The sequence below is a fragment of the Micromonospora sp. NPDC048986 genome, assembly GCF_040649335.1.
Lineage (GTDB): Bacteria > Actinomycetota > Actinomycetes > Mycobacteriales > Micromonosporaceae > Micromonospora > Micromonospora alfalfae.
The window spans coordinates 117,601-142,152 of record NZ_JBEZFJ010000003.1; the positions used below are offsets into that span (position 1 = coordinate 117,601).

A 24,552-nucleotide genomic window follows, 5' to 3' on the forward strand; every position below is an offset into this window, starting at 1 on the left:
GCTCAGCGGAGGGCGATGGCGGCCAGCGCGGCGTTGACGATGCTGCCGGGCAGCAGGTCGTGCAGTTCGTACAGCTCAGAAACGCTGCCCGACTGGCCGAACTCGTCCACGCCGAGCGGCACCGCCGGTGCGCCGACCGCCGAACCGAGCCAGGCCATCGCGTGCGACGCGGCGTCGTGCACCGTCACCACCGGCACCCGATCGGCGAACGCGGACCGCAGCGCGCCCGGCACGCTGGGCACCGTGGCCGTCCGTACGCCCTGACGAAGGGTGCGCTGCCAGGCCCGGTACAGCCGGTCGAGACTCGTCACGTCGACAACGTGCGCGGCGACGCCCTCGTCGGCCAGCTCCGCCGCCGCGGCCAGCACCTCGGGCAGCACCGCGCCGGAGGCGGCAAGCTGCACCACCGGGGCGTCGACCAGGTGCGGATACGCCTGGTGCGCGTCGACCAGCCGGTACGCCCCGGCGACGACCTGCCGGCGCAGCACCGCGTCACCGAGCCGGGCACGGGCCGCCTCGAACGGCGCCTGATCCAGCGGTCGGGTGCTCAACCGGAAGTAGTACGCGCCGTCCTCGGCGGGTGCTGCCGTCGCGGCCGGAGCCGCCCCACCGGCGATCTGACCGAGCGCGTCGCAGAGCAGCCAGTCGAGGGTGGCCGCGTACGCCGGCTCGACGAACGTCACCCCGGGCAGCTCCAGGCCGACCGACGCGGTGATCGTGGACTGGTGGGCGCCGCCCTCCGGGGCGAGGGTGATACCGGACGGGGTGCCGGCCACCACGAACCGGGAGCCGGAGTAGGTGCCGTACAGGAACGCGTCGAGGCCGCGCAGCACGAACGGGTCGTAGACGGTGCCCACCGGCAGCAGCGGCTGCCCGGACAGGTCCCAGGACAACCCGAGCTGGCCGAGCAGCAGGAACAGGTTCATCTCCGAGATACCCAGCTCGATGTGCTGCCCGGCGGGGCTCTCCGTCCAGCGCAGCATCCGGTCCTCGGTCCAGGAACGCTGCTCGGTGGGGGCGAACACCCCGGTCTTGTTGATGAACCCGGCGAGGTTGGTGGAGGTGGCCACGTCCGGGGCGGTGGTGACCAGGTAGCGGCCCACCTCCCGGTCCCGCGCCAGGTCCACCAGCACCCGACCGAACACCTCCTGAGTGGAGATCGGCTTGGTTGCGCGTACTCCAGTGCTCTCCGGAACGGTGACCCCCAGCGCGCGCTCGCGCGGCGCGCGGGACAGCGCCTCCCGGCGGGCGCCGGCCTGGATCCCGGCGGGTGACGCCGGGTCGAGGCGGTCCCACTCGGTCTCGGCGGTCAACCCCTGCGCGGCGCGCAACGTGTCGACCTGCTCGGAGCTGAGCAGCGCGGAATGGTTACGCGGATTGCCGGCGATGGGCAACCCCCAACCCTTGACCGTGTACGCGAAGACGACGCTGGGCCGGTCGGTGACCGCGTCGCACTGGGCGTACGCGTCAAGCATCGCCTGAAGGTCGTGCCCGCCCAGGTCGGTGACGAGCGGGCCGAGCTCCTCGTCGGATACGTCGGCGATCAGCTCGGCGACGCCGGCCGGAGCGCCGTCCAGGAACTGCTTGCGCAGCGCCGCCCCGACCAGCCCGAACAGCGACTGGTACTGCTCGTTCGGCATCGCGTCGATCCAGTCACGCAGCGCCTCACCACCCGGCCGGGCGTACGCCTCGGCGAGCCGACGGCCGTACTTGACCTCCACGACGTGCCAGCCGGCCGCCTCGAACTGGCCCCGCCACTGGTTGATCCGGATGCCGGGGACCACCCGGTCCAGCGACTGGCGGTTGAAGTCGACCAGCCACATGACGTTGCCCAGCCCGGTGGTCGCCGGGTCGGCGACCGCCTCCCAGATGTTTCCCTCGTCCAGTTCGGCGTCGCCGATCAACGCCACGAACCGGGAGTGCGGGCGGGCCCCGAAGTGCGCGTCGACGTACCGCCGGGTGGCGGCGGCGAAGAGCGGCGCCGCCGCGCCCAGGCCGACCGAACCGGTGGAGAAGTCCACAGCGTCCGGGTCCTTGGTGCGCGACGGGTACGACTGGAGGCCGCCACGGGCCCGCAGCCGGGGCAGGTAGGAGCGGTCCAGGTTGCCGAGCAGGTACTGGATGGCGTGGAACACCGGGGACGCGTGCGGCTTCACGGCGACCCGGTCCTCGGCGTCCAGGTGCGCGAACCAGAGCGCTGTCATCGCCGTGACCAGCGAGGCGCTGGACGCCTGGTGGCCGCCGACCTTCACACCGTCGCCGGTGGCCCGGTCATGGTTGGCGGCGTCCACGATCCGGGTGGCGAGCCAGAGCACCCGCCGCTGGATCTCGTCGAGGACATCGAGGTCGTGCTCGGTCACGGTGGCTCCATCCAGGCGTCGTCGTTGACGCCCTCGCGAGGGGTGCGGGGTGGCCGCGTGGGTCGACAGGGGGTGGCGGAAGGCCGCCGCCGGGTCGCGGCGGCGGCCTGCTCCGGGTGGGTCTCTCAGCCCTGGACGCCGAGGCGCTCCAGGATCAGCTCACGCAGGGTCTTCGCGTCGGCCTGCCCACGGGTGGTCTTCATCACCGCGCCGACCAGCGCGCCGACCGCAGCGACCTTGCCGCTACGGATCTTGTCGGCGATGCCCGGGTTCGCGGCGATCGCCTCGTCCACGGCGGCGGTGAGCGCGCCGGTGTCCGACACGACCTCCAGGCCCCGGCTGGTCATGATCTCGGTGGGCGAGCCCTCACCGTCGACAACACCCTCCAGCACCGTGCGGGCCATCTTGTCGTTGAGCTTGCCGGCGTCGACAAGACCCTGAAGCTCGGCGACCTGGGCGGGCGTGGCTCCGATCTCGGCCAGCTCCACGCCGCTCTCGTTGGCCCGGCGGGACAGCTCACCGAGCCACCACTTGCGGGCCGCGGCCGGAGTGGTGCCGGCGGCCACCGTCGCCTCGATCAGCTCGACCGCGCCGGCGTTCAGCACCGACTGCATGTCCAGGTCAGAGAGGCCCCACTGCTCCTGGAGCCGATGCCGGTGCACCCGGGGCAGCTCCGGCAGGGCGGCCTTCAGCTCGGCGACCCAGACCGGGTCCGGGGCGATCGGCACCAGATCCGGCTCGGGGAAGTACCGGTAGTCGGTGGCCGTCTCCTTCGAGCGACCCGGCGTGGTGTCACCGGTGTCCTCGTGGAAGTGCCGGGTCTCCTGGGTGATCCGGCCGCCCGCGTCGAGCACCGACGCCTGCCGCAGCATCTCCGAGCGGACCGCCCGCTCCACCGACCGCAGCGAGTTGACGTTCTTGGTCTCGGTGCGGGTGCCCCACTCCGCGCCCGGCAGGTTGAGCGAGGTGTTCACGTCACAGCGCAGCGACCCCTCCTCCATCCGCACGTCGGAGACGCCGAGGGTGCGGATCACGTCGCGCAGCTCGGCGACGTACGCCTTGGCCACCTCGGGGGCGAGCGCACCGGTGCCCGTGATCGGCTTGGTGACGATCTCGACCAGCGGGATGCCGGCCCGGTTGTAGTCGACCAGCGACTCCGTCGCGCCGTGGATGCGGCCGGTGGCGCCGCCGACGTGCAGCGTCTTGCCGGTGTCCTCCTCGAGGTGCACCCGCTCGATCTCGATCCGCACCGTCTCACCGCCCACCTCGACGTCCAGGTAACCGTCGACGCAGATCGGCTCGTCGTACTGGCTGATCTGGAAGTTCTTCGGCATGTCCGGGTAGAAGTAGTTCTTCCGGGCGAACCGGCACCACTCGGCGATCGAGCAGTTCAACGCCAGGCCGATCCGGATGATCGCCTCGATGGCCGCCTTGTTGGCCACCGGCAGCGAACCGGGCAGGCCCAGGCACACCGGGCAGACCCGGGTGTTCGGCTCGCCGCCGAAGTCGGTCGGGCAACCGCAGAACATCTTGGTGTTCGTGCCCAGCTCGACGTGGGTCTCCAGGCCGATCACCGGTTCGAAGCGCGCAACGACCTCGTCGTACGCGGGCAGTGTCGTGGTCATGAGACGCTCCAGGCGCGATCCGGGACAGAACCTGTCCAGCCTAATGGGGTTGCCCGATCAATCCTCGGCCGGGTTTCGTCCGGCGTGCGTGGCGTCGCCACCGGCAGGGTACGGAGCGACAATGACGAATACGGGGAGAGAGCGAGGAGTGCGGATCCGGCCGGTGCTCGTCGGGGTGGTAGCGGTGTGGGCGGTGGCCGTCGTGGTGACACTGGTCGGCTGGTTCGCCTACGGGGAGGACCGCCAGCCGGACACGGCCGTCGAGCTGGTGATCGGCATGGTGCTGCCCGGGGTGGTGGCGGTGGCGATCGCGTACGCCGTTGTGCACCTGGTGAACCGGCGGCGCGTTGATCGGGGGCGGCCGTGACGAGCGGGGGACGTGTCGCCGCTGACGAACAGGTGCCGCGGCGGCGGCAACGCCGCAGCACGTACGTCGTCGCCGCGGTCGTCGTGGTCGCCACCGCCGCGCTGGGCACCGCCACCTTTGTCGGCCGCGACACCGTGAAGTCCGACCAGTTGCTCGTGTCGTTCGGGCTGATGCTCATCCCGCCGCTGGTCGGCGCGGTCGTCGCCCTCGCCTTCGGCCGCCGGCTGATCAGGCGGCTGCCCCGGACGACCGGTGCCGACCCGGCGACGAAGCGGCAGGTCGCGCAGGTGTTACGCGACGGGTCCACCGACGACCCACGTCTCGACGCGCTGGCTCGCAGTGAGGCTCGGTCCCGCGTCCGTCAACGCTGGTTGCTGGTGCTGTTCACGGCAGGCTTCCTCAGCCAACTGCCACCCCTGGTGAGCCCGGTCCGCCCGTTCACCCGCGTGCTGGCCGTACTACTGCTCCTGCTCTGGGGAGGTGCCGCCTGGTATCGCTGGCGTGGCCTGCGGGAGGCCCGCCGCTACCTCACCGGGCCGCCGAGCCAGCCCTGATCGACACCCCACCTGCCCGGACGCGCGATCGGCGCCGAAGGACACGTCCCTCGGCGCCGATGCGGTTGCGGTCTAGAGCGTCGGCGGGGTGAACGTGCCGACGGCGGACTCCAACGCGGCGGCGACCCGGTACATCCGGTCGTCGGCCATCGTCGGGGCCATCACCTGCATACCGACCGGCAGCCCCTCGGAGAGCCCACAGGGCACCGAGATGCCCGGCCCGCCGTACAGGTTCGTCGGAATCGTGTACAGGTCGGCCAGGTACATCTGGTACGGGTCGGCGGTCCGCGCGCCGATCGGGAACGCCACCGACGGGGTGGTCGGCGAGATCAGCGCGTCGACCCGCTCGAACGCGGCGGTGAAGTCCCGGGTGATGAGCGTCCGGACCTTCTGCGCCTGCCCGTAGTACGCGTCGTAGTAACCCGACGACAGCGCGTACGTGCCGATCATGATGCGGCGCTTGACCTCCGGGCCGAAGCCGGCCTCCCGGGTCAGCGACATGACCTCCTCCAGCGACCGGTTGCCGTCGTCTCCGACCCGCAGGCCGAACCGGACACCGTCGAACCGGGCCAGGTTGGAGGAGCACTCGCTCGGGGCGATCAGGTAATACGCCGGCAGCGCGTACGCGAACGTCGGGCAGGACACCTCGACAACCTCGGCACCCATCTTGGTCAGCGCGTCCACCGACTCACGGAACGCGGCCATCACACCCGGCTCGGCGCCCTCGCCGACGAACTCGCTCACGATGCCGAGCCGCACACCCGTCAGGTCGCCGGTGGCACCGAGCTTCGCCGCGGCCACCACGTCCGGCACCGGCTGCGGGATGGACGTGGAGTCGCGCGGGTCGTGCCCGCCGATCACCTGGTGCAGCAGGGCCGCGTCGAGCACCGTCCGGGCACACGGGCCGGGGGTGTCGAGCGACGAGGAGAACGCCACCAGCCCGTAACGGGAGGTGCCGCCGTAGGTGGGCTTGGCGCCCACGGTGCCGGTGACCGCACCGGGCTGGCGGATCGAGCCGCCGGTGTCCGAACCGATCGCCAGCGGCGCCTCGTACGCGGCCAGCGCGGCGGCGCTGCCACCACCCGAACCACCGGGGATCCGGCTCAGGTCCCACGGGTTGTGCGTCGGGCCGTACGCCGAGTATTCGGTGGAGGAGCCCATCGCGAACTCGTCCATGTTGGTCTTGCCGAGCATCACGGTGCCGGCGTCGCGCAGCCGCTGCACGATCGTCGCGTCGTACGGCGGGCGCCAGCCCTCCAGGATCTTCGACCCCACGGTGGTCGGCACGCCCCGGGTGGCGAGCACGTCCTTGACCGCGACCGGCACACCCGCGAGCGGGCCCAACTCCTCGCCGGAGGCCCGGCGCTGGTCCACCGCCCGGGCCGCGGCGAGCGCGCCCTCGGTGTCGACGTGCAGGAAGGCGTGCACCCGGTCGTCGACAGCGGCGATCCGGTCCAGGTGCGCCTGGGTCACCTCGACGGCGGAGGTCTCGCCCCCGGCGACCAGGGCCGCGATCTCCGTCGCGGTCATTCTGATCAGATCGCTCATGCCGTCACTCCGCTTCGCTCCGCGACGCCATGAGGCACCACCGCGCTGCACTGCTGATTCGCTCGCTGCCGCTCGCTCATGAGGCCACATCCTCGGTCAGGATCCGCGGTACGCGGAACCGCTGGTCCTCGGCGTCGGGCGCGCCCGACAGCGCTTCCTCCGGGGTCAGGCACGGCGTGACGACGTCCTCGCGGAAGATGTTGGTCAGCGGCACCGAGTGCGAGGTCGGCGGGATGTCCGCGGCGGCGACCTCGCCGACCTGGGCGACCGCCTGGAGGATCCCGTCGAGCTGACCGGCGAACGTGTCCAGCTCCTCCTCGGTGACGGCGAGCCGCGACAGGCGCGCCAGGTGCGCGACCTCCTCGCGGGAGATGGCGGCCATCAGTGCCCCCTTCTGAATTCCTGCTGGTCGGGCGGTGTGCCGGCCGCGCGACAGGTGGAGCGTGACACGCGGTGACCGGAGCGAGTCTATTGTTCCGCTCCGGTGCCGCGTCCCCGACTCCCCCTCCGGCGGCCCTCGTGCGGGGTCAGCGGGTGGGGCGGCGAGCGACATCCGGCTGTGGGAGCCCGCCGGTCGGGCGCACCGGCCGGTACCGGGCCAGCCAGGTGACCAACTCCTCGGCCGGCATCGGGCGGGCGTAGAACCAGCCCTGAGCGGCATCGCAGCCGGCGGCGTGCAGCATCCGCCAGGTCCGCTCGTCCTCGACACCCTCGGCGACCACCCGCAGCCCCAGCGCGCCGGCCAGCTCGATCATGGATCGGACGATCGCCGCGTCGTCGGCGTCGTCGGCCATGCCGAGAACGAACGACCGGTCCACCTTCACCTCGGACAGCGGCAGGCGGCGCAGGTGCTGGAGCGAGGAGTAGCCGGTGCCGAAGTCGTCGAGCGCGATGGCCACCCCGATCCGGTGCAGCCGGGAGATGGTGGCCAGCACCCGACGCGGGTCGGCCATCAACGCGCCCTCGGTGATCTCGACCTGAAGCCGCTCGGCCGGCACCCCGTAGCGGGCCAGCCGATCGGCGATCTGGTCGGCGATCTCGCCGGTGTGCAGGTCGCGCACGCTCACGTTCAGCGCCGCGCGCAGGCCGATGCCGGCCGCCGACCACTTGGCGAGCTGTTCCACCACGTCGTCGACGACACGACGGGTGAGCAGTCGCATCACGGCGCTCTGCTCGGCGACCCGGATGAGTTCCTCCGGGTCGACCATGCCCCGCCGGGGGTGCCGCCACCGCAGCAGCGCCTCGACGCCGACCACCTCGCCGGTCGCGATGGCGATCTGCGGCTGGTAGTACATGGTGATTTCCCCGGCGTCGTCGGCCGGCTCATCGTCCGCGTGCGCCCACCCGGTCGGTTCCAGTGGCTGCCCGGACGCACCCGGCCCGACGTCCCGCCGCCCCCTGGTCCGGCCCCTGCCCACGGCGCTTCCGTTCGGGGACCGCCGACCGACCCCGCCCCCGGCGCGCCGCTCCCGGGCCGAGCCGGAACGGGCGCCGGCGACAGTGGCACGGGCGTTGCGGCCCCGAATGGGGTCCGCTCCGGTGGCGATCCGGTTGATCAGCTCATCGGAGTGCATCAGCTCGGCGTCGGTGCGCCGACGCCGTGGCCACCACCTTGCCGCTCCCGGTGACGCCGGGGCGAGCGTCGGCGCCGGGTCCGTCGCTGGCGCGGACCGGTCCGACGCCGCGGTGGGCAGCGCGCCCTCGGCCGGGGCGCCGGTGGGCAGCGCCGCCCCGTCACCGCCGCGCACCTCCGCCGACGCGACAAGGGGTACGTCGGCGGTCCGCTCGGCGTCGCCCGGCACGCCGTGCCGGCCGTTCCCGTCCGGCTCCACACCCTCGCCCTGGCCCTGGCCCTGAACAGCCGACTCGGCGTCGCCGTCGAACGGCCCTTCGGCCGAGGGGCTGGTCTCCAGTACGCGGCGCAGGTCGGCGAGGAGGCCGAGTCGCTCGGCGGAATTGTGGTCGGACTCCGGGGCGTACACGGCCACCGTGTCGTTGCGGTGTTTGGCGTCGTACATCGCCACGTCGGCGTGGCGCATCAGGGTGGCGAAGTCCTCGCCGTGCTCCGGGAACAGGGCGATCCCGATCGACCCGCCCACGTCCAGCGGCAACCCGTCGAGCGGCACCGGCTCGGCCAGCGCCTGAACCACCCGGTCGGCCAACTCCCGCGCCTGACCGACGTCGGTCAGCCCGGTCATCACGATGGCGAACTCGTCACCGCCCAGCCGGGCGATCATCTGCGGCCGGGGCTGCATGTCGGTGAGCCGGGCGCTGACCTCGACCAGCAGCCGGTCGCCCACGGCGTGCCCAAGGGCGTCGTTGACGTTCTTGAAACGGTCCAGGTCGATGAGCAGGAGCGCGAGCTGCCCGTCGGGTTCACCACGGGCGGTCCGCTCCGCATGCAGGTGCACCTGCTCGGCCACCTCGGCCAGCAGTGCCTTGCGGTTGGGCAGCCCGGTCAGCGGGTCGGCGGCGGCAAGGTGCTGCTGTTCGTTCGTCAACCGCGCCATCCGGTAGACGGCGAAGAGCGGCACCAGCACCAGCGGGATCAGCGCGGCGCTGACCCGGGCCGCCGCGACCAGCACCGGGGCGAGCAGCAGCAGCGAGCCGGTGGACAGCAACTCGAAGCCGAGGCCCTGACGGACGGTGGGCCACCAGCGGTCCCCGAACCGCAGCCGCACCGCCCAGCTGACCAACCCGTAGTTGACGACGAACCAGGCCAGCACGGCACCGCCGACGGCGGCCACGTCGGTCCAGTGCAACCGCCCGCCGGAGAAGATGGTGCCGGAGCTGAGCTGGATCACCCCGTACGCGGCGGCGAGGGCACACGCGTACTGGCCGACGTTGAACGCCGTGCGCCACGCCGCGTGCCGCATCCGCCAACCCGAGACGACGACGCCCACCGCCTGCACCACCACCGCCGGGCCGAGACCCCAGCCGAGCAGGATCGCGAAGGTGAAACAGGTGGACGGAAACACCGCCGACGTCTGCCGGCGCCCCGGTGGCACGAACGGGCGCGCGTCACAGATCACGGCGAGCGCGGCCATCGTCCAGAACGCCACCGGCAGCTCGGACAACTCGCCGGGGAGCGTCGCGAGTGGAACGGCGGCGGTCAGCGCGGCGACCGCCAGGATGCCGGCGACGAAGGCGGCGAACGGTGCGACCCGTCCCGCAGGAAGCGAGTTGCGTGGGTCGGCGACCTCCACCACACCTCCCGACCGACCATCGGCGCGCCGGTGCGCGCGCCGTGACCCAATGAAACGCCCTCGGCCCCCAGTTTCCCGGTATGACAGTCACGAATCGGTCGTAGTCGTAATTAAGTTGGTATACGCGGCCAGTCGCCGTTCCCGGCCGCCGGCCGGCTCAACCCCCCGTCTGAGCGACCTCCCGGGCGGCGTCCGGGCCCGCGTCCAGCAGGAGCCGGAACCCGTCCTCGTCGAGCACCGGCACCTTGAGACTGACTGCCTTGTCGGCCTTCGAGCCGGGGTTGTCCCCCACCACCACGAAGCTCGTCTTCTTGGAGACCGACCCGCTGACCTTGCCGCCCCGGCTCTGCACGGCCTCGGCGGCCTGGTCCCGGGAGAAACCGGCGAGGGTGCCGGTCACCACGACTGTCAACCCCTCCAGCGGGCGCGGGCCCTCGTCGACCGCCTCCTCCGCCATCCGTACGCCGGCCTCAGCCCACTTGCGGACCACCTCGCGGTGCCAGTCCACAGCGAACCACTCCCGGATGCTGGCGGCGATGGTCGGCCCGACCCCGTCGACGGAGGACAGCTCCTCCTCGGTGGCCGCGTCGATGGCATCCATCGAGCGGAAGTGCCGGGCGAGCGCCTGGGCCGCGGTCGGGCCGACGTGCCGGATGGAGAGCGCCACCAGCACCCGCCACAGGTCCCGTTCCCGGGCGACCGCGAGATTGTCCAGCAACTTGGTGGCGTTGCTGCCCAGGCTGCCGTCCTTGTTGACGAAGAACGGCGACCGGGACAGCTGCTCGGCGTCGAGGTGGAAGAGGTCGCCCTCGTCGCTGATGATCTCCGCGTCGAGCAGGGCTGCCGCGCCCTTGTAGCCGAGCACCTCGATGTCGAAGCCACCGCGGCCGGCGAGGTGGAACACCCGCTCCCGCAACTGCGCCGGGCAGCTGCGGGTGTTGGGGCAACGGATGTCCACGTCGCCCTCCTTCGACGGCGCGAGCGGGGTGCCGCAGGCCGGGCAACTGGTCGGCATCACGAACGGCCGGGCATCGGCGGGCCGCAGGTCGACCACCGGGCCGAGCACCTCGGGGATCACGTCGCCGGCCTTGCGCAGCACCACCGTGTCGCCGATCAGCACCCCCTTGCGCTCCACCTCACGGGCGTTGTGCAGGGTCGCGAGCGCGACAGTGGAACCGGCCACCCGCACCGGCTCCAGCACGGCGAACGGGGTGACCCGGCCGGTGCGCCCCACGTTGACGTCGATGTCGAGCAGCTTGGTGGTGACCTCCTCCGGCGGGTACTTGAAGGCGATCGCCCAGCGAGGGGCACGACTGGTCGACCCGAGCCGGCCCTGGATGGAGACCGGATCGACCTTGACCACCACGCCGTCGATCTCGTGCTCGACGTCGTGCCGGTGCTCGGCGTAGTAGGCGATGAACTCCGCCACGCCGGCCAGGTCCGGGACGACCCGCCACCGGTCGCTGGTCGGCAACCCCCACGACTTGAGTGCCGCGTACGACTCGGACTGCGCCGTGGGCTGGAACCCACGGCGGGCGCCGATGCCGTGCACCACCAGGCGCAGCGGCCGGGTGGCGGTGACCCGTGGATCCTTCTGCCGCAGGCTGCCGGCGGCGGCGTTGCGGGGGTTGGCGAAGGGCGCCTTGCCCTGCTCCACCAGCCCCGCGTTGAGGTCGGCGAACGCGGCGATCGGGAAGTAGATCTCGCCCCGGACCTCCACCAGCTCGGGAACGTCCGGGAACTCGCCGGACGGTACGAGCTGGCTGGGCACGTCCCGAATGCTGCGCACGTTTGCCGTGACGTCCTCACCGGTACGCCCGTCGCCTCGGGTGGCGGCCCGGACCAGCCGGCCGTTCTCGTAGGTCAGGTTGATCGCCAGCCCGTCGACCTTCAGCTCGCACAGGTAGGGCACCGGACCGCCCGCGTCCCGTTCGACGCGCTCGGCCCAGGCCGCCAACTCCTCGTCGGCGAAGGCGTTGTCGAGCGAGAGCATCCGTTCGGCATGGGTGACCGGCGTGAAGTCGGTGGAGAACGTGCCACCCACCCGTTGGGTCGGCGAGTCGGGCGTCCGCAGCGCCGGAAACTCCTCCTCCAGTGCCTCCAGCTCGCGCAACTGCCTGTCGAAATCGGCGTCGGGGATGGTCGGCGCGTCCAGCACGTAGTAGCGGTACTGGTGTTCGGTCAACTCCTGGCTGAGCGCGGCATGCCGTTCCCGGGCCTGCGGCGTCGGCTCAGCCCCGGCCGCCGCCTCCTGCGCCGGGCTGACCTGCTGACCGATCTGTTCCTCGGACACACCGCCACCTTCGGACACGCCTGCGACCTCCCTGATCACGCTACTCCGGCACCGTATCGGTCCGGTGGGACAATCCGTCGCCCACCCGCGCCCGACGCGACCGCGCACTCAGCCGCGTCCGGTGATCGCGTGATGCTCAGCAGGCGTCGGCGGGCCGATCCAGCTACCGACCATCAAGTGATCGAGGGCGACGGCCGGGTGGCCTGGCGGCGTCGAGGTGGTCGTGCCGCGCGGCGGTGGGGCGGTGGCCGTGCAGCGCGGCGGTGGGGCGGTGGCGGTGTGGTTGGCGGGCGGCACGGGCGAGGGCGTGCAAGGATCGCCGGACGGTGCGACCGGTCGGTCGCCGGGACGCGGAGGTACGGATGCGCGAGGCACTGCTCTGGGCGGTGGCGATCCTGCTGGCCGTGGCCGCCGGCTGGGCGTGGAACAGTTGGCGGCACCGGGTGGCCAACCGGCGTCCGGGCACCCGGCCGGGCGCGGACGGCACCGGTGGCCGTCGTTCCACCCCGCCGCGGCCCCGTGGCGCCGAACGGCCGTCCAGCAGACCCCGCTCGCGCGACACCGACCGGCGCGGCGACAGCCCGTCGCCCGGCGAGATCTGGTGGGCCGACGTGCCGTACGCCGACGGCAGCGGGTCGAAGGTGCGCCCGTGCCTGGTGCTGCGCGCCGACTCCCGGGGCGCCGACGTCCTGAAGATCACCAGCCAGGACAAGAGCGACAGGGACGACCACGTGCGGATTCCCACCCGGGACTGGGATCCGGGCGCCGAGCACGACAGTTACCTCAGCCTCACCGAGCCGATCCGACTCACCTCGGCCGCCTTTGCCGACCACGCCGGCCGCTGCGACGCCGACCTGTGGCGCAAGGTCCGCAGCCTGCGCCACCTCCCGACCGCCTGACCACCCCGCGACCGCCTCCGCGACCGCTCACCGACCGCTCGCCGGGCGTGATCGAATCGCGTTCCTGAAAGTCGCGGTATCCCGAGGCCCCGGATGCCCCGACTTTCAGAACCCCGAGTCGATCATCGAGGCCAGACCAGCCGGGCCCAGACCAGGCCGGCCGCGCCGGGCCGGCCAGCCGCGCCGGGCCAGACCGGACCAGGCCAGACCGGACCAGGCCAAGCCGGACCAGGCCAAGCCGGGCCGGGCCGGCACCGCGCGGGGTCAGTCCCAGGTCGCGCCGAGCGTGGCCAGTTGGTCGGCGTACTCGATGCGGTTGGCCCATTCGCGCGGCCAGGCGGCCATGCCGACGGCCGCGCCCACGAACGCGCCGGCCAGTGCGGCGATCGAGTCGGAGTCGCCGGCGGTGGTGGCGCCCCGGGCCAGCGCCGCTACCGGGTCGTCGGCGTGCCGTACGGCGCAGAGCAGCGCGGTGGCCAGCGCCTCCTCGGCCACCCAGCCCTCCCCGGTGGCCTGACACGGGTCAGCACCGTCGTCCGGCCGCGTCAGGGTGTCTGTCAGTCGGCCCAGCACCGCCAGGCACTCGTCCCAGCCCTGGGCGATGAACTCCTGCGGAGAACCGGAACCGGCGTGTTGCCACAGGTCACCCAGCCACCGCTCCCGGTAGACCAGGCGCTGGGACAGTGCCCGCTCGGTGAGCACCGCCGGAAGGTCGCTCAGCGGCGCTCCCGCACGCAGAACGAATACCGCGTACGCGGTGAGTTCGCTGGCGGCCAGCCCGGTCGGATGGCCGTGGGTCAGCCCGGCCTGCAACTGAGCCAACCCGGCGAGCGTGTCGAGGTCCACGTCGAGCAACCCGACCGGGGTGACCCGCATGTTGGCCCCGCAGCCCTTTGAGCCGACCACGGTCGCCTCCTGCCACGGCACCCCGCGGCTCAGCTCGGCGCAGGCGCGCAGGCAGGTCACGCCCGGGGCACGGTTGTTGTCAGGGCTGACCGCCCAGGCCAGGAAGCGTCGCCGCAGCAGTGGCTCCACCGCTTCCGGCGTGAACGACGACGCCGCCTCGTGCAGCGCCCAACCCACAGCCAGGGCCATCTGCGTGTCGTCGGTGACCAGGGCGGGCTCGCCGGACAGCTCGCGTGGACCGGTCGGGCCGTACCGGCGCTCGATCTCGGCGACGGTGAGGAACTCGGTCGGCTTGCCCAGCGCGTCACCGTAGGCGAGGCCGAAGAGCGAACCGGAGGCCCGAAGCGCAGAGGTGTGGATCACGGCGGCAATGATGCCCGGCCGCCGCAACCCACGACGAGCTCAGTCCCAGCAGAGGCAGAACGGGTGGCCGGCCGGGTCGGCGTAGACCCGGAAGCCCTCGCCCTCGCCTGGCAGCCGCCGAGCACCCAGCGCCAGCGCCGCCTTCTCGGCGGCCTCGATGTCGTCCACAGTCACGTCGAGGTGGAACTGCTGTGGGCGCTCGGGATCCGGCCAGGCCGGTGGGCGCAGGTTGGGCGCCTGTTGGAAGGCGAGGCGCGGCTGGTGACCGGGTGGGCCGCCCAGCACCACCCAGTCGTCATCGGAGTCACCCTCGGCGAGCGGTACGCCGAGCAGCTCGGCGTAGAACGCCGCCAACGCCCGCGGATCCGGGCAGTCGATCACCACTGAACGCAGCTGTCCAATCATGACCGTCATCCTGCCCACCAGGTACGACAGGAAACCTCACACCTCGGCGAGGCGCCGGCCAGCGTCCCGGCACGCGGCGAGCACCGCCCGCGCGTACTCCGGGGTGGCCCCGGCGAGGCCGCAGGCCGGGGTGACCACCACCTGCTCGGCGAGTTGGCGACGCGGGAAGCCGAGGCGGTCCCAGACCTGGCGTACCCGATCGGCGATCTGCGCGGAGGTCGGCGCGCCACCGGCCGACGGCGCCCGGGTCGGCGCGGCCCCGGCCAGCAACCCGAGGCCGGCGTCGATCGCCTCGCCCAGCGGGTCGAGCTTGGTGACCAGGTCCAGGTCGAGGGCGACCGCGACGGCGCCGGTGGAGCGGATCAGCTCCAGCGGCACGTCCGGGGCGCAGCAGTGCACCAGCGTCGGCACGCCGACCGCCTCGACGACAGTGCGCAGCAGGGCGGCGGCGTCCACCGACTCGACCGCCCGGTACGCGCCCAGACCGCTCTCGGTCGGCACCCGCCCGGCCAGCACGGTCGGCAGTGACGGCTCGTCCAGTTGCAGCAGCACCGATGCCTGGGGCAGCCGGCGGGCGACCGCCGCGACGTGCGCGCGCAGCCCCTCGGCGAGGGAGCCGGTCAGGTCACGGACCGCGCCGGGATCGCGCAACAGTCGGCCACCGATCGGCAACTCCAGGGAGGTGGCCAGCGTGAGCGGGCCGGCGGCCTGCACCTTGATCGGCCCGGCGTACCCCTCGGCCTGCTCGGCGAGCTGGTCCAGGTCGCGTTCCATCAGATCGCGGGCCCGGCGCAGGTCGCGGCCTGGGCGTGGGGCGACCCGCCACCGCCCCGCGTACACCTCGACAGGCAGCTCGACGAGCAGCCCGGCGGACCGGCCGATCATGTCCGCTCCGGGGCCACGGGCCGGCAACTCGGGCAGGTGGGGCAGGTCGGGAAGCTCACCGAGGACCACCCGCTGAGCCTCGCCGATGTCGGTGCCGGGCAGCGAACCAATTCCGGTTGCCGCGCCGGCCGGCCAGGGCCACGCCTGATCTGTCACGGGCGAAGGCTATCCCGCGAACACCCAGGCCGTGCGGTCAGCCGGTGATGGTCGCGGAGCCGAGGACGACGTCGCCGGCCGGGTCCGGTCGGTACGCCACCACGGCCTGACCGGCGGCCACGCCGCGGACCGGTCGGCGCAGCTCGGCGTGCAGCCGGTCACCGTCGAGGGCGACGGTCGCCGGGACCGCGTCGCCGTGCGCGCGCAACTGCACCTCGCACTCGACCGGGGCGTCCGGACGGGCGCCGCCGGTCCAGACCGGACGTACCGCGTGCACGTCGGACACGTCCAGGGCCTCGGCCGGGCCCACAGTCACAGTGTTGGTCTTCGGCGTGATCGAGAGCACGTAGCGTGGCCGGCCGTCCGGGGCGGGCCGGTCCAGGTGCAACCCGCGACGCTGCCCCACCGTGTACGCGTACGCACCGCTGTGACTGCCGACGACCGCGCCGGTGGACGCGTCCACCACGTCGCCGGGCGCCTCACCGAGCCGGCCGGCCAGGAAGCCGCGGGTGTCCCCGTCGGCGATGAAGCAGATGTCGTGCGAGTCCGGCTTGTCGGCCACGGCCAGGCCACGCTCGGCGGCCTCGGCGCGGACCTGCGCCTTCGTCAACCCGCCGAGCGGGAAGATCGACCGGTCGAGCTGCTCACGGGTGAGCACGGCGAGCACGTACGACTGGTCCTTGGCCAGGTCGACACTGCGCCGTAGCAGCCCGTCCGCGCCGAGGCGGGCGTGGTGCCCGGTCACCACCGCGTCGAAGCCCAGGGCCACCGCCCGGTCCAGCACCGCCGCGAACTTGATCTTCTCGTTGCAGCGCAGGCAGGGATTCGGCGTACGACCGGCGGCGTACTCGGCGACGAAGTCGTCGACCACGTCCTCGTGGAAGCGGTCGGCCATGTCCCACACGTAGAACGGGATGCCGATCACGTCGGCCGCCCGTCGGGCGTCCCGGGAATCCTCCAGGGTGCAGCAGCCGCGCGCGCCGGTCCGATAGGTCTGTGGGTTGCGGGCCAGCGCCAGGTGCACCCCGGTCACGTCGTGCCCGGCCGCCACCGCCCGCGCCGCCGCCACCGCCGAGTCGACCCCACCCGACATCGCCGCCAGAACCCTCACCGACCCACTTCCCTTCCCCGTTCCGCCCGTTCCCCCACGACAACCCTATCCACCACCCCCGCAACCCCCCGAACAGCCGCGCCCTCCCACCCCGCCCCGCCCACCCCGCCCACCCACCCACCCCGCCCCACCCACCGGCGCGATCTTGCAGTTTCTGCGGCGACATATGCCGCACAAGGCGCGAACGGACAACCGAAAGTGCAAGATCGCGGGGACGGGGACGGGGGTGCGGGGAAGGGTGGGGGTTAGCGGGGGGTGCGGAGGGCGGCGGCTCGGCGGGCTCGGTCGACCGCTGCCGGGAGGGCCGCGACGAGGGCGTCGATGTCGGCCTGGGTGCTGGTGTGGCCCAGGGTGAAGCGCAGCGAGGAACGGGCGCGGTCGTCGTCGGCGCCCATCGCCAGCAGCACGTGCGAGGGCTGGGCCACGCCGGCCGAGCAGGCGGAGCCGGTCGAGCAGGCGATCCCCTGCGCGTCGAGCAGGAGCAGCAGCGCGTCACCCTCACAGCCGGGGAAGGAAAAGTGCGCGTTGCCGGGCAGCCGATCGGTCGGATCACCGTTGTAGATCACCTCGGGCACCGCCTGGCGGACCCGCTCGATCAGGTCGTCGCGGAGCGCAGCCACCCGGGCCGCGTACTCCTGCTGACCCTTCACCGCCGTCTCCACAGCGACGGCGAAGGCGACGATCCCGGCGGTGTCCAGGGTGCCGGAGCGGATGTCGCGTTCCTGGCCGCCGCCGTGCAGCAGCGGCGTGGCCGGCACGTCCCGGGCGAGCAGCAGCGCGCCCACCCCGGTCGGGCCGCCCAACTTGTGCCCGGTGACGGTCAGCGCGGCGACCCCGCTGGCGCCGAAGTCGACTGGCACCTGACCAACCGCCTGGATGGCGTCGGTGTGGAAGGGCACACCGTGTTCGGCGGCGACGGCGGCCAGTTCGGCCACCGGCTGGACGGTGCCCACCTCGTTGTTCGCCCACATCGCGGTGACCACGGCCACCTGGTCGGCGTGCGCGGCCAACTCGGCGCGCAGGGTCTGCGGGTCGAGCCGACCGACGGCATCGACCGGCAGCCAGCCGACCTCGGCGCCCTCCTGCTGGGCCAGCCAGTCGACGGCGTCCAGCACCGCGTGGTGCTCGACGGCGCTGGAGACCACCCGGCGGCGGTCGGGCCGGGCTGCTCGGCGGGCCCAGAAGACGCCCTTGACCGCGAGGTTGTCGCTCTCCGTGCCACCACCGGTGAAGATCACCTCAGAGGGCCTGGCGCCCAGCACCGCCGCCACCTGTTCGCGTGACTCTTCGACCCGGCGGCGGGCACGGCGGCCCGACGCATGCAGGGAGGACGCGTTGCCAACCTCGCGGGCGGTAGCGACGTACGCCTCCAGTGCCTCATCGAGCATGGGAGTCGTCGCCGCGTGATCCAGGTAAGCCATCGTCGTTCAGCGTACGGCCGACACCTTGGGGACCGGATGCCGGAGGGGACTGCACGCAACGGCCGGGGTGGAACTCCACCCCGGCCCGATGCGCGCGGACCTGGTCAGACGGGCACCGCGGTGACGACGATGTTGTCGCGGTACTTGCGCGCCTCGGCGTCGAACGGCCCACCACAGGTGATCAGGGTCAGTCGCGGCTTGCCGTCGCGGGCGAAGTACCGGTCCAGCGGGATCCTGGTCTTGGCGTACTCCTCCCGGGCGACGACCCGGTAGCGCCTCGCCCCGCCGTCGCTGCCTGTCGCTGTCACCGTGTCTCCCTGGTCCAGCTCACGCAGCCGGAAGAACGCCCCCTTGCCCTGCTTGGCGCTGTCCACGTGGCCGGCGATGACCACCGAGCCGGCCTCCGCCTCCAGGCCGGGGCCGTAGCGGTACCAACCGATCTGATCGACGCTGGGCGGCACCTCGAACTCGTTGGTCCGCTCGTTGATGCCGACAGCGTTGACGGTGGCGGTGACGCCGATCTCCGGGATCAGCAGCCGTACCGGCGGGATGATCTTCGGACCGGCGGGCAGTTCACCCGCGGTGACCGGCACCGACGGGGCACCGGCCGCGGTCGGTGCCGGGCTGGCCAGCGTGCTCGCCTCCTCGGCTCCCACCGTCCCGGCCGGCTGGTTGGCGCAGGCCACCAGAGCGGCGGCGGTGAGCGCGGCAACGCCGGCGGCCACTGCCGCCAGCGCGCCGCGATTGCGCACCGTCACTTGCGGCCGGTCCGCGCGGTCGCCATCCGCACCCCACCACCAAGCAGCAGGAGTACGCCGGCGCCGGTGAGCACGTACCACCAGGTGTCCACGCCCGTGCCGGCCTGGCCGCCGTCGCCGCTGGGCACGCCGCCCGGGGCGGAGTGCAGGCCGGTGATGGTCTGGGCCACCACGTCGAGGGTCTTGCCCTCGGCGGAGCCGATCGCGTAGACGATTGTGGCGGTGCCCTCCTTGAGGTTGAGGTCCGCCGGGCCGATGGCGACGGTGTCGGTGCCGGCCAGCACCACGTCCGCCTTGACCGCGCCCGCGTCGACGTCGCCCTTGGCCTCGTTCGGGTTGGTGAGGCCCTCGAAGACCGGGGTGCCACCGGCGCGCACGTCGACCGCCGGGGCGGCGGCGGTGTGCCGGACGATCAGCCGCGCCTTGCCGGCGTCGACCTTCGAGACGTCGTTCACGAACGGGGTGATCTTCGGCTTGCCGGCCGCGTCGAGGTGGGCCGCGATGCTGATGTTCGCACCGCCCGGCACGGCGGCGTCGTCGACGGTGAGGATCGCGCTGCCGATCGGCTCGCCCGGCTTGGTGAGCGCGATGTCGTAGTCGCCCTCCTCCAGGTTCAGCGGGCCGGCGACGTCGCCGGGCTTGAAGTTGTCGAGCGTCTTCTTGCCGTTGACGTAGACGTCGACCGGGGTGTCCGGAATGCCGTGCACGACGGAGACCTTCGACGTGGCGGCGTACGCGGGGCTGGCGGTGAGGGCACCGACGCCGGCGAAGGCCAGCGCGGCGGCCGCGCCGCCCGCGGCGACCCGACGGAAGTACGAGAGCTGCATGTCTGCCTCCTGGTATTTGGTGCTGATTCGTCAGGCCTGGCTTGCAGAACGGGTTACGCCGGCTCTCGGACGGGCGGATGCGCCCCGGAGGCACTTTTCTTTTTCGGCCGCGACCGCATCCGCAGCGGGGTCCGGCGACGAATAGCTGGTGAGATGAGATCGACCGGGGAAGTGGGGCGGAGACTGTGGCAGCTACAGTCGGGCATGCCCCATCGAAGGCGAGCCGCCCGATGACGGCGCTACGACAGGAACCGGATCCTCCGGTGGACGACCTCGACCGCAGGTTCCGCGACGGTGACGACTTGGCGCTCCGCGAGGCGTACGACCGCTACGGTCGTGCCGTGCTTCACCTGGCCACGTCCATGCTGGCGAACCGCAGCGACGCCGAGGACGTCACCCAGGCGACGTTCGTCGCCGCCTGGCTGGGTCGCGACACGTTCGACCCGTCCAAGGGGTCGCTGATCGGTTGGTTGCTCGGCATCGGCCGGCGGAAGGTGATCGACCGGATGCGCGCCTCGGCCCGGGAGACCCGGGTGGTGGAGACGGTCCGGCAACTGCCCGAGCCGGCGCAGACCCAGCCGGATCCGGACCGCGTGGTGGACCGGTTGGTGATCGCCGACGAGTTGGCTCGCCTCCCGGACGACCAGCGACGGATGCTGGAGTTGGCCTTCTACGACGACCTGACACACCAGCAGATAGCCACTGTGACCGGTGTGCCGTTGGGCACCGTGAAGAGTCACATCCGACGCGGCATGGCGAGCTTGAAGCGCAGATGGGAGGTGGACGGTGCAGCACCTGGACCACGACCGGCTGGTATTTCTGGCACTCGGTGAGAGCGAGGCGGACAACGGGGAGAGCACCCACCTCGGCACCTGCGCGCTCTGCCGCGCGGAGGTCGCTAGCCTTCAGCAGGTGGCGGGGCTCGGCACCGAGACGCAGGGCCTGGCCGACCTGCCCGACCCGCCGGAGCATGTCTGGCAGGGCATCGAAGCCCAGGTCAGGGCCGCGGAGGCCGGGCCGTTGCTGACCGAGACCCGTCGACACCGGGTGCCCGGGCAGGCCGACACCACGACGGCTGAGCAGAGTTTCGGCGCGGCGGCCGAGTCGACGGTGACCCGACTGGACCCGGGGCGGCGATCCCGCCGGGGTCGCGGCTGGTCCGGTTGGGTGGCCACCGCGGTGACAGCGGCCGCTGCCGCGGCGGTCGGCGTGGTGGGCACCGTCTCGGTGCTCCGACCGGACGATCCGACGCCCACCCCGACGCCGGTGGTGGTGGCGAGCGCGCCGCTGGCCGCGTACGGGACCACCCCGCCGACGGCCACTGGTGACGCCCGGGTTTTGAAGGACGGCCAACTACATCTGCATGTGGCGAATCTCCCGAGCGTCGCGGGGTACTACGAGGTCTGGCTCATCAATCCGACGACGATGGAGATGTTCTCGGTCGGCACCCTGGGTGGCGGCTCGGACGCGCTGCTACCCCTGCCCCCGAATGTCGACCTCAAGAGCTATTCGGTGGTCGACGTCTCCGCCGAGCAGTACGACAACAACACCCGCCACTCCGGCGACAGTCTGCTGAGGGGCTCCCTGACGGGCTGATCGGCGGGCCGGCTCAGCTCCCCGGCTCGCCGATCAGCTCCCGCTACGACAGTGGCCGCCCGTTCGAACGGGCGGCCACTGTCGTAGCGCTGGCTTACTTGCGCTTGCGGATCTCCTCGGCGGCCTGCGGGACGATCTTGAAGAGGTCGCCCACCACCCCGAAGTCGGCCAGCTCGAAGATCGGCGCCTCGCCGTCCTTGTTGACAGCGACGATGGTCTTCGAGGTCTGCATGCCGGCCCGGTGCTGGATGGCACCGGAGATGCCGAGGGCGACGTAGAGCTGCGGGGAGACCGTCTTACCGGTCTGGCCCACCTGGAACTGGTGCGGGTAGAAGCCGGAGTCGACGGCCGCGCGGGACGCGCCCACGGCACCGCCGAGCAGGTCGGCCAGCTCCTCGACCAGCTTGAAGTTGTCGGCGTTGCCGACGCCCCGACCGCCGGAGACGACCACGCCGGCCTCGGTCAGCTCGGGGCGGGAGCCCTTCTGCTCGGCGACCCGCTCGACGACGGTGGCCAGCTTGTCGGTGTCGGTGACCGACACACTGAGCTGCTCGATCGCCGGGGTGGCCGCTGCCGGGGCAGGGGTGACCGAGTTGGGCCGGACGGTGACCAACGGCAGGCCCCTGGTGACCTTGGACTTGACGATGGTGGAGCCGGCGAAGGCAACCTGGGTCGCGGTGCCGTCGGCGTCCAGGCCGACAACGTCGGTCAGGATGCCGTTGTCGAGCTTGACGGCGAGCCGGGCGGCGATCTCCTTGCCCTCCTGGGCCGACGCCAGCAGCACGGCGGCCGGCTGCACCCGCTTGACCAACTCGGCGAGCACTGTCGCCTTGGGGGCCACCAGGTAGCCGTCGATCTCGTCACCCTCGGCGGCGTAGATCTTCTCCGCGCCGTACTCGCCCAGCTTGCCGCTCAGCGCCTCGGCGGCGCCAGCGCCGCCGAGCACCACAGCGCTCGGGGTGCCCAGCTCACGCGCGAGGGTGAGCATTTCCAGGGTGACCTTCTTGACGCCGAATTCCTTTGTGGCTTCGACGACGACGAGAACCTCGGACATGTCAGACCCCCCTCTCACACGAACTTCTCGGTGGCGAGGAACTCGACAAGCTTGACGCCGCCCTCGCCCTCATCAGTGATCTTGGCGCCGCCGGAGCGCGGGGGGCGCTTGGTGTGCTCGACGACGGCGCTGGTGGCGCCGTCGAAGCCCACCTCGTCGGCCGCGACCCCGAGGTCGGCCAGCGAGAGCGTCTGCACCGGCTTCTTCTTGGCGGCCATGATGCCCTTGAAGGAGGGGTAGCGCGGCTCGTTGATGGTGTCCCAGACGGAGACCACCGCCGGGGTGGCGGCGGTGACCACCTCGTAGCCCTCCTCGGTCTGCCGCTCGACGGTCAGCGTCGCGCCGTCGACGGTGAGCTTGCGGGCTCCGGTGAGCGCCGCGACGCCCAGCCGCTCGGCGATCATGTGCGGCATGACCTGGACCCGGCCGTCGGTGGACTCGGCGCCGCAGATGACCAGGTCGGCATTGAGCTGACCGAGAGCGGCGGCGAGCACCTTCGAGGTGGCGACGGCGCACGAGCCGTGCAGGGCGTCGTCAAGCACGTGCACTGCCTTGTCCGGGCCCATGGAGAGCGCCTTGCGGATCGACTCGGTCGCCCGGTCCGGACCCATGGTCAGGATGGTGACCTCGCCGCCGTGCGCCTCCTTGATCTTCAGCGCCTCCTCGATGGCGTACTCGTCCATCTCGTTGATCACGTTGTTCGCCGAACCGCGGTCGACGGTGTTGTCGTCATTGCGCAGGTTGCGGTCCGCGCCCGAATCAGGCACCTGCTTGACGAGTACGACGATGTTCATCGCGCTTCGACGACCCTCCTGTGTGGTGTTGCGATTCGCTCGCCCGGTCTGGGGCGCAGCGTCGCGCGTCGGTCGACGCCAGGTCAACCGCGGGCGGTTGTGCAGTTGCCCACGACGCAATGTTACCTGCCAGTAGGTTGCGCTCCGGCAGCACTCAGAGTGACACAGCTCACCGACGCGCCGCCGGTCAGGCCGGCTCGGCCAACGCGACCCGGATCTGGTCGATGGCCGCCGCCTCGGCGGGTGCCACTCCGTCGTGCGCGCGGGCCACCTGGTCCGCGGCGGCCAACACCAGTTCGCGGTACGCGTCCACATCCCGTGGGGACTTCTCGCGCAGGATCCGCACCGCCTGCCCCAGCGCCGGCAGCACCACCGACTCGATCTCCAGCTGCGAGTCCCGGGGAAGTCGCGGCAGCGGGCCGGTGGTCAGCGCCTCCTTGACAGTGCCACTGGCACCGGCCAACGCGCCGGACGCGGCGATGCTCTCCCGGATCACCCCCAGCACACCGGGGTCGGCGTTGGAGACCAGGAAGACGGCGCCGAAGGCACCGGTCTTGAGGGTCAGCCGCTCCTCGTCCGTCAACCGCTGCTCCATGATCACGGAGTGTAGACGTACGGGGTGGTGGTGGTGACCGGGACGAGGCCGAGCCGCTGCAGGATGGGCCGGCTGTCCTCGGAACAGTCGACCTGCATGAGCGTGCGACCCCGCTGTTCGGCCAGCCGCGCCCGGTGGTTGACCAGCGCCCGGTAGATGCCCTTGCGCCGCCACTGCGGCAGCGTCGAGCCACCCCACAGCGTGGCGAAGCCGGTGTTCGCCGGGAACCGCACCCAGCCGGCGCTCACCACGGTCCCGTCGGCCTCGGCCACCACCACTGTGATCGAGTTCGGGTCGGCGTCGATCTCCTTGGCCAACCCGGTGACGAGGTGTGAACGGTCCGCCTGCCAGACCTCCTCCTCCATGGCGGCGATCCGCTCCAGATCCTCCCGGGAGGTCACCTCACGTAGGCGTACCCCCTCGGGGGTGACCGGCAGCGCGGCGGCCAGCGGCGCTACCGGGCCGACCACGACGGTCTCCCGGTCCTCCGGCACGAAGCCGGCGGCGCGCAGCCGATCCGCCAGGTCCGCCGGTTCGTCGTGCTCGTTGAGCTTCCACTCGACCGACAGGCCGCGCTCGCGGAACAGCCGCACCTGCCGGGCGATCAACTCGTCCAGCGCGGCACCGGTCAAACCACCCAGGTCGCGGTAGGTGAGGAACCCGCCGGCGTCGAGCCCGATGATGCGGACCAGCGGCCCGTCCCGCTCCACAGTGACCCCGGCCGGAACCGGGTCGGGAATCTCCGGGCGGAGTTGGTTGTCGTAGGCGGTCCGCAGCGTCTGCACGTCGAGATCAGTCACCGGACCAGGCTAAGCGGGATGGGAAGCGG

Annotated in this window: 22 protein-coding genes; 5 read left to right on the forward strand and 17 right to left on the reverse strand. The window is 72.2% G+C overall.

The annotated features are described in order from the left end of the window. Nucleotides 1-2: 2 nt before the first annotated feature. On the reverse strand, nucleotides 3-2,360 hold the full coding sequence (locus AB0B94_RS08370; protein WP_357270154.1) for a pyruvate dehydrogenase: 2,358 nt from the start codon (nucleotides 2,358-2,360) through the stop codon (nucleotides 3-5). Between the two features lie 125 nt (nucleotides 2,361-2,485). Beyond that, complete coding sequence (gene gatB / locus AB0B94_RS08375; RefSeq protein WP_357270157.1) at nucleotides 2,486-3,985, reverse strand: Asp-tRNA(Asn)/Glu-tRNA(Gln) amidotransferase subunit GatB; 1,500 nt, start codon at nucleotides 3,983-3,985, stop codon at nucleotides 2,486-2,488. 121 nt (nucleotides 3,986-4,106) lie between these two features. Between gatB and AB0B94_RS08380 the strand changes: the two genes are divergently transcribed. Then, on the forward strand, nucleotides 4,107-4,352 hold the full coding sequence (locus tag AB0B94_RS08380) for a hypothetical protein (protein WP_357270160.1): 246 nt from the start codon (nucleotides 4,107-4,109) through the stop codon (nucleotides 4,350-4,352). Next, nucleotides 4,349-4,906, forward strand: a complete 558-nt coding sequence (locus AB0B94_RS08385; protein WP_357270163.1) for a hypothetical protein — start codon at nucleotides 4,349-4,351, stop codon at nucleotides 4,904-4,906. Before AB0B94_RS08380 ends, AB0B94_RS08385 begins: the two co-directional genes overlap by 4 nt. Nucleotides 4,907-4,978: 72 nt before the next feature. On the opposite strand, the gene gatA is transcribed toward AB0B94_RS08385, so the two are convergent. The 4 genes from gatA to ligA form a co-directional block, all read right to left on the reverse strand. After that, nucleotides 4,979-6,454, reverse strand: coding sequence for an Asp-tRNA(Asn)/Glu-tRNA(Gln) amidotransferase subunit GatA (gene gatA / locus AB0B94_RS08390; protein WP_357270166.1), 1,476 nt, complete (start codon nucleotides 6,452-6,454; stop codon nucleotides 4,979-4,981). Nucleotides 6,455-6,530: 76 nt separating this feature from the next. Beyond that, nucleotides 6,531-6,836 (reverse strand): Asp-tRNA(Asn)/Glu-tRNA(Gln) amidotransferase subunit GatC, encoded by a 306-nt coding sequence (gatC, locus tag AB0B94_RS08395; RefSeq protein WP_357270168.1) that lies wholly within the window; start codon nucleotides 6,834-6,836, stop codon nucleotides 6,531-6,533. Between the two features lie 145 nt (nucleotides 6,837-6,981). Beyond that, nucleotides 6,982-9,660 carry an EAL domain-containing protein gene (locus AB0B94_RS08400; protein WP_357270171.1) on the reverse strand — a complete coding sequence of 893 codons (2,679 nt, stop codon included), beginning with the start codon at nucleotides 9,658-9,660 and terminating at the stop codon, nucleotides 6,982-6,984. Between the two features lie 157 nt (nucleotides 9,661-9,817). Further along, nucleotides 9,818-11,953, reverse strand: a complete 2,136-nt coding sequence (gene ligA / locus AB0B94_RS08405) for an NAD-dependent DNA ligase LigA (protein WP_357270174.1) — start codon at nucleotides 11,951-11,953, stop codon at nucleotides 9,818-9,820. Between the two features lie 326 nt (nucleotides 11,954-12,279). Between ligA and AB0B94_RS08410 the strand changes: the two genes are divergently transcribed. Next, a complete protein-coding gene (locus AB0B94_RS08410) occupies nucleotides 12,280-12,852 on the forward strand; it encodes a type II toxin-antitoxin system PemK/MazF family toxin (RefSeq protein ID WP_357270177.1) in 573 nt (190 codons plus the stop codon). Nucleotides 12,853-13,116: 264 nt separating this feature from the next. On the opposite strand, the gene AB0B94_RS08415 is transcribed toward AB0B94_RS08410, so the two are convergent. The 7 genes from AB0B94_RS08415 to AB0B94_RS08445 all read right to left on the reverse strand — a co-directional run bounded on the left by AB0B94_RS08415 (nucleotide 13,117) and on the right by AB0B94_RS08445 (nucleotide 19,684). Further along, nucleotides 13,117-14,121 (reverse strand): ADP-ribosylglycohydrolase family protein, encoded by a 1,005-nt coding sequence (locus AB0B94_RS08415; RefSeq protein WP_357270180.1) that lies wholly within the window; start codon nucleotides 14,119-14,121, stop codon nucleotides 13,117-13,119. Nucleotides 14,122-14,160: 39 nt separating this feature from the next. After that, complete coding sequence (locus AB0B94_RS08420) at nucleotides 14,161-14,526, reverse strand: VOC family protein (RefSeq protein WP_357270183.1); 366 nt, start codon at nucleotides 14,524-14,526, stop codon at nucleotides 14,161-14,163. Nucleotides 14,527-14,562: 36 nt separating this feature from the next. Further along, on the reverse strand, nucleotides 14,563-15,567 hold the full coding sequence (locus AB0B94_RS08425) for a methionine synthase (RefSeq protein ID WP_357270186.1): 1,005 nt from the start codon (nucleotides 15,565-15,567) through the stop codon (nucleotides 14,563-14,565). 37 nt (nucleotides 15,568-15,604) lie between these two features. After that, nucleotides 15,605-16,678 carry a tRNA 2-thiouridine(34) synthase MnmA gene (gene mnmA / locus AB0B94_RS08430; protein ID WP_357270189.1) on the reverse strand — a complete coding sequence of 358 codons (1,074 nt, stop codon included), beginning with the start codon at nucleotides 16,676-16,678 and terminating at the stop codon, nucleotides 15,605-15,607. Nucleotides 16,679-16,923: 245 nt separating this feature from the next. Continuing rightward, nucleotides 16,924-18,099 (reverse strand): cysteine desulfurase family protein, encoded by a 1,176-nt coding sequence (locus AB0B94_RS08435; RefSeq protein WP_238670980.1) that lies wholly within the window; start codon nucleotides 18,097-18,099, stop codon nucleotides 16,924-16,926. Nucleotides 18,100-18,203: 104 nt separating this feature from the next. Further along, nucleotides 18,204-18,857, reverse strand: a complete 654-nt coding sequence (locus tag AB0B94_RS08440) for a class F sortase (RefSeq protein ID WP_357270193.1) — start codon at nucleotides 18,855-18,857, stop codon at nucleotides 18,204-18,206. Then, nucleotides 18,854-19,684, reverse strand: a complete 831-nt coding sequence (locus AB0B94_RS08445) for a DUF4397 domain-containing protein (RefSeq protein WP_357270196.1) — start codon at nucleotides 19,682-19,684, stop codon at nucleotides 18,854-18,856. The genes AB0B94_RS08440 and AB0B94_RS08445 overlap by 4 nt, the downstream gene beginning before the upstream one ends. A gap of 230 nt (nucleotides 19,685-19,914) precedes the next feature. Between AB0B94_RS08445 and AB0B94_RS08450 the strand changes: the two genes are divergently transcribed. Next, nucleotides 19,915-20,517: an RNA polymerase sigma factor gene (locus AB0B94_RS08450; protein WP_357270199.1), complete on the forward strand. Its 603-nt coding sequence runs from the start codon at nucleotides 19,915-19,917 to the stop codon at nucleotides 20,515-20,517. Then, nucleotides 20,471-21,280: an anti-sigma factor gene (locus AB0B94_RS08455; RefSeq protein ID WP_357270203.1), complete on the forward strand. Its 810-nt coding sequence runs from the start codon at nucleotides 20,471-20,473 to the stop codon at nucleotides 21,278-21,280. The genes AB0B94_RS08450 and AB0B94_RS08455 overlap by 47 nt, the downstream gene beginning before the upstream one ends. A 94-nt stretch (nucleotides 21,281-21,374) precedes the next feature. Here the strand turns inward: AB0B94_RS08455 and AB0B94_RS08460 are convergent, their stop codons facing one another. From AB0B94_RS08460 to AB0B94_RS08475, 4 genes are all read right to left on the reverse strand, one after another. Next, nucleotides 21,375-22,334 carry an electron transfer flavoprotein subunit alpha/FixB family protein gene (locus AB0B94_RS08460; protein ID WP_238670975.1) on the reverse strand — a complete coding sequence of 320 codons (960 nt, stop codon included), beginning with the start codon at nucleotides 22,332-22,334 and terminating at the stop codon, nucleotides 21,375-21,377. 14 nt (nucleotides 22,335-22,348) lie between these two features. Continuing rightward, nucleotides 22,349-23,128 carry an electron transfer flavoprotein subunit beta/FixA family protein gene (locus AB0B94_RS08465; RefSeq protein WP_112582103.1) on the reverse strand — a complete coding sequence of 260 codons (780 nt, stop codon included), beginning with the start codon at nucleotides 23,126-23,128 and terminating at the stop codon, nucleotides 22,349-22,351. 187 nt (nucleotides 23,129-23,315) lie between these two features. Then, nucleotides 23,316-23,729 carry a hypothetical protein gene (locus AB0B94_RS08470; protein WP_357270206.1) on the reverse strand — a complete coding sequence of 138 codons (414 nt, stop codon included), beginning with the start codon at nucleotides 23,727-23,729 and terminating at the stop codon, nucleotides 23,316-23,318. Continuing rightward, nucleotides 23,726-24,523: a GNAT family N-acetyltransferase gene (locus AB0B94_RS08475; RefSeq protein ID WP_357270209.1), complete on the reverse strand. Its 798-nt coding sequence runs from the start codon at nucleotides 24,521-24,523 to the stop codon at nucleotides 23,726-23,728. Before AB0B94_RS08475 ends, AB0B94_RS08470 begins: the two co-directional genes overlap by 4 nt. Nucleotides 24,524-24,552 lie beyond the last annotated feature (29 nt).